Consider the following 4935-nt stretch of genomic DNA (forward strand, 5'->3'; position numbering starts at 1 on the left):
TCGAAACTCTCGACGCGCCCGGCCCCCCGGGCCTTGAGGTCGTTCGCCACCGCCGTGAGCTTTTCCGGATCGCGCGCCACGAGGAACAAGGCGTCGCCGTCGGCGGCGAAGAGCCGCGCCGTCTCCCGGGCGATGGCCGACGTGGCCCCGATGATCAGCATTTTTCTCATGTCGTGACCCTCCGCCAGAAACTCGATGAGAATTTGGGATCGACAAACTTCGCGAATTCCCGCCACCGCGGAAAGAAAGCCTGAAAGGCCGCCGCGGACATGCGCGCGTCCTTGGCCGGATACACGGCGCCGCCGGAGCCGCGGACGACGGCGTCCAGGCGCTCCAACAGGTCCAACGTCTTCCTCCCGCGATTCGGAAAATCAAGCGCCAGCGTGACCCCCGGGCGCGGAAAGGAAAGAAGACCGGGCGAGGCCAAATCCCCGAAGACCTTCAAGACGGCCAGGAACGATCCCTGACCCGACCGCGTCACCTCCTCCAAAAGGGGCGCGAGGGGACGGCGGCCGGCGCCCCCCAGGGGCACCACGCACTGGTACTGGAAGAATCCGCGCCGCCCGTAGACGCGGTTCCAGTGCGAGACGGCGTCCAGGGGATAGAAGAACGAGCGGTAGGTGACCGAACGATGCGCCGGCTTATGCGCGTTCCAATCGTGATAGAGACGGTTGAAGGCCCGGATCGTCCAGCGATTGAGAAGGCCCGAGGGTAGATCGAAGGGCACCGAGAGCCTCGCTTGAAAGGACGGGAGCTTCACCTTGTCCTCGGGTGAGGCGTGATTTCCTCGATAAAAAAGGCCCCGGAACCGGTCGGGGGACGCAAACCCGTCGAACCAGGCGACGGTGTATTCGAAATCCCTGTCCGAGTCGGCGGAGAGTCGGAAAAAATCCTCCAGTCCCGCGAACGGCACGGTCTCGACGTCCATCTTCGGACCGGGAATCCGCTTCAGGGAGAACTCGATCCACGTCATGAGCCCGGTCAGCCCCAAGCCTCCGACCGTCGCCGCGAAGACATCCGCGTTTTCCGCCGGCGAGCAGACCAGCCTCTCGCCCGAGGACCGCAACAGCTCGAAGCGCCGCACGAACCGGCCGAAGGTACCGGCCTTGTGATGGTTCTTGCCGTGGATGTCGTTGGCGACCGCGCCGCCCACCGAGACGAACTGCGTTCCCGGGGAGACCGGCAGGAACCAGCCACGCGGCACGATCACATGGAGCACGTCTCGCAACGTCATGCCCGCCTCGCACCGCAAGACGCCGGCCGCGGCGTCGAAGGTCATCAACCGGTTGAGCCGGTCCGTGACGAGAATCGTCCCGCCGTCGTTCAAGCACGAATCGCCGTAGCTCCGGCCCTGCCCGTAGGGCAGAACGCTCGAAAACTTCTTGAAAGGGATGGGGTCGGCGATCCAAGACGGACGGAAGACCTCCTGCCGGACTTTGGGAAAACGCCCCCAGGATTCGAAAGACTCGAAGGACTCAAAGGATTCCGTCATGACGCGGCCCAGACGATGGCTCCCGCCAGAAGGCCCACGACGTAACTGGCGCGATCCCTCAGCGCAAAGACGATGGGTTCGTCCGGGATCTCCCCCCGGTGGGCCAACAGCCAGACGCGGCTCACCCAATAGAGCATCACCGGGCACAGGAGCCAAAGCGCGCGCGGGTGGGAATAAAGGGCGGTCACCTCGGCGCTGCTCACGTAGAGGGCCAGAACGAGCACGGAGAGAACGCCGCTCGCCGTTCCGAGCATGGCGAGCGAATCGAGATCGCCCTTGCGGTAACCGCGGCCGGTCAGGGAGCCCTCCTCTTTGCTCAAAAAGGCCAGCTCGGAATAGCGTTTGAGAAGGGCGAGGCTGAAGAAGATGAAGATCGAGAAGGCGAGCAGCCAGGACGAGACCTCCACGCCGATGGCCACCGCCCCCGCGAAGATCCGCAGGGCGTAGAAGAACGCCAAGACCATCACGTCCATCAGGACCGCGCGTTTGAGCGCGAGCGAATAGAACGCCGAGAAAAAAACGTACACGGACAGGACCCAGGCGAAATCGCGCGGCAGGAGAAGGGTCACTCCGGCGGCGCCCGCCAGGAGAAAAAAGGCGAGCAGGGAGGCCGCGGGCACGGAGACGGCGCCCGAGGCCAGCGGCCGGTGGCGTTTTTTGGGATGGCTCCGGTCCCGCTCGATGTCCCGCCAGTCGTTCAGGATGTAGCTGGCCGAGGCGCAAAGGCTGAAGGCCGCGAACGCCAGACCCGCGTTGAGCAGCAGGTCCCGGCTGGCCAGACGATGGGCCATGATGATCGGAATGAAGACGAGGAGGTTCTTGGTCCATTGATGCGGACGGATCGTATAAAAGAGGTCTTTCATTGGCGCGAATTCTTGTTACTTTATCACACCTTTCATGATCGCTCCACGAATTCGCTTTCTCGCTTTCGGCGTTCTCGCGGCCACGGCGCTCCGTCTCTGGTTCTCCCTCGCCGTCCATCCGCCGGGGAACTTCCTTTTCTCCGACATGCTGGTCTACCAGAAGCACGCCGAACGTCTGCGGGCCTTGAGCCTAGGCGTCTGGGACACGTTCTCTTCGGCCGGATATCCCGTCCTTCTCGCCCTGGTCGACCCGACGGGCCGCCACTTCGCGCCCATCGCCGTCTTGCAGGCGCTGATGGGCGGCCTGATCTGCGCGCTGGCCGCTTCGATCGCCTGGAGGCTGACCTCGTCCCGCTTCGTCGCCCTCGCCGTCTTTCTGGCGAACGCCTTGTACTTTCCCCTCATCTACTACGGCGGCCTCGTCCTGACGGAGGTCCCCGCGGCCTTCTTCACGACCCTCTCTTTCTGGATCCTCCTGAGCGTCGACTCCCCGTCGGACCGCCGCCGTCTGGTCTTGGCCGGGCTCTCGCTCTCGCTCCTGTCGGTCATCCGGCCCAACATGGTCCTGCTCTACGCCGGCGTCCCCGCCTATTTTTGGGCGGCCTTCGGCCGGGACCGGCGCGCGGCGTGGAGGGCGCTGAAGCCTTTCATCCTCGCGAGCCTCCCGTTGATCCTGGCGGCCTGCGTCCACAATTCCATCCTCCTCCGCAAACCGTCGGGGCTCGCCTCCAACGGCGGGCTCAACTTTTACCTGGCCCGCGCACCGGTCCGGATCATCCACTACCAAGGAGACTACGGCGAGTATTCCATCGGACCGATCCCCAACATGCGCCGCTACGGCCCCGAACGGGACGTCCGCACGCCCGTCCCGCTCTTCGACGAAGGCCACTTCTACAAGGAGGGACTGAAGCAGATTTGGGCGGAACCGCGCCTGCTGTTGACGTCGTTCGACAACATCAAGGAGGGACTGGGACTGGGCCTTCAGGACTACTGGCCCGTTTGGAAAACGCCCTCGGGCGCGGCCCAAAAATGGCTCCTGGCCTTCAGCCGCGCGTTTACGTGGGTCATTCTCCTGCCGGCCGCCGGCCGCATCGCCGTGCTGGGAATCCAAAAGAAGTTATGGGAAGACCGCGGAGCGCCGTGGCTCTTGACCGGATTGTCGATCGGCGTCCTGCTGGCGACGTTCTATTTCTATCTCGGAGACCCGCGCATCCATGTCCCCTTCGACCCCGTCCTGATCGCCTTCTCGTTCGCGGCCGTCGCGGCGGTCAGGTTGAGGGCCGCCAAGAGGACGGTCCAGGCGGAGAAGAGGAGCGCCGTGGCGAGGTAAAAGTGTTTCCCCAAGGGGGTTACGTTCACGGTGAAATACTGCGCGGCGCAAAGAAGGAGCACGGTCAGGGGGATCCACACGCCGGCGATCCTTTCCTCCGTCTCCGTCATGAGGAGCGGCAGAAGGAAGATGAAATGGATGTAGTAGTTCGCCGGGTAGAAGAGCACGGGGATGAGGAACAATCCGATCACGGCCGCCTGGTCGGGCCTTTTGCCGCGGCAGGCCGCGGCGACGGCGGCGGTGAAACCCGCGAGGGCGGCCGCATAAAGATACCTTCGTTCGTGAAGCAGGAACCGCTGATTGTCCCGCCAACCGCCGATGAGCGTCCTGAGACCGATGTGGTTCGCGTGCGGATCCGCCGAAAGGAGCCTCACCTTCTCCCACCAGTCGGCCCAGGCCCCGAATGAAAAGACCAGGGACGTGGAGAGAAACAACCCGGCGGCGACGGCGGCGGCCCCGAGCCACGCGCGGCCGAGCCAGGGGTTCCCACGCCGGAATTCGGCCAGGGACGGCCAGCGACCTCTCCGCTTCCGCTCATCCAGAATCCACCAGAGGGCCGGCAACGCGAGGGCGCCCACGGCGACCGCCGGGAAGGCCCGGATCATCGCGGCCAGCCCCAAAAAAGCGCCGCCCAGGGTCCAGCGTTCGCGCTTCAGGGCGGCGGCGCCGAGCGCCAAATACGCCAGCCAGTCGTGCCGGAGCGTCGCCCCGGCCCAATTCGATCCGAACATGATGAAGTCGTTGGCGCCGAAGACGGTCATGCAGACCAGGGCGGTGCGCGCGCCGAAGCAGCGCCAGATCGCAACGAATGCGATCAACAGAAGCAGCGGATCCAGCAGGGCCGTCCAGAGCAGCGGGGCGTCGCCCGCGGGGGCCAGATTGTAGAGGAGCGATGCGGCCGCGATCCAGACCGGGGTGGCGTTGCAACCGTGATCGGCCATGTAATGGAAGTACGGCCCGGTCCCCATGGACTCTCGCAGGTAGCGCGCGTCGCGCTTGTAGGACTCCCAGCGCGCGGGCGAGAAGCGTCCCTTGACGGCATCGATCTCCGCCCACTGGGCCCCCGCCGTCGACATCCGGTGCGTGTCCAGATTGCGCATCGGCAGGGCCGCCACCGACTCCCGGCCCGCCCCCGTGTCCTCGAGGTAGGCGGCCATGTCCGCCCGGAACGCGCCCCGATAGCCGATCTCCCTAAAGTACTTGGCGGTGCCGTAGGTCTGCCGGTGATCCGGATAGTGGATGAACGTCCA

At 65.1% G+C, this 4935-nt stretch carries 4 protein-coding genes; 1 reads left to right on the forward strand and 3 read right to left on the reverse strand.

All coding sequences use genetic code 11. The features are described from left to right. From VLJ37_09625 to VLJ37_09635, 3 genes are all read right to left on the reverse strand, one after another. The coding region (locus tag VLJ37_09625; GenBank protein ID HSA59928.1) for an SDR family NAD(P)-dependent oxidoreductase at positions 1–170 on the reverse strand (170 nt) is incomplete at its 3' end. Further along, a complete protein-coding gene (locus tag VLJ37_09630) occupies positions 167–1492 on the reverse strand; it encodes an FAD-binding oxidoreductase (protein HSA59929.1) in 1326 nt (441 codons plus the stop codon). The genes VLJ37_09625 and VLJ37_09630, both read right to left, overlap by 4 nt. Further along, a complete protein-coding gene (locus VLJ37_09635) occupies positions 1489–2355 on the reverse strand; it encodes a UbiA family prenyltransferase (protein ID HSA59930.1) in 867 nt (288 codons plus the stop codon). The genes VLJ37_09630 and VLJ37_09635 overlap by 4 nt, the downstream gene beginning before the upstream one ends. Positions 2356–2389: 34 nt before the next feature. Here VLJ37_09635 and VLJ37_09640 point away from each other — a divergent pair, with 34 nt between their 5' ends. Next, entirely contained in the window at positions 2390–3685 is a 1296-nt protein-coding gene (locus VLJ37_09640; protein HSA59931.1) for a phospholipid carrier-dependent glycosyltransferase, read from the forward strand. Positions 3686–4935: the final 1250 nt, after the last annotated feature.

The sequence above is a fragment of the bacterium genome (assembly GCA_035454885.1).
Taxonomy (GTDB): domain Bacteria; phylum UBA10199; class UBA10199; order JACPAL01.

Coding starts and splice junctions, on each gene's coding strand:
- VLJ37_09630 (HSA59929.1), bottom strand. CDS start 1,492: ATGACGGAATCCTTTGAGTCCTTCGAGTCTTTCGAATCCTGGGGGCGT.
- VLJ37_09635 (HSA59930.1), bottom strand. CDS start 2,355: ATGAAAGACCTCTTTTATACGATCCGTCCGCATCAATGGACCAAGAAC.
- VLJ37_09640 (HSA59931.1), top strand. CDS start 2,390: ATGATCGCTCCACGAATTCGCTTTCTCGCTTTCGGCGTTCTCGCGGCC.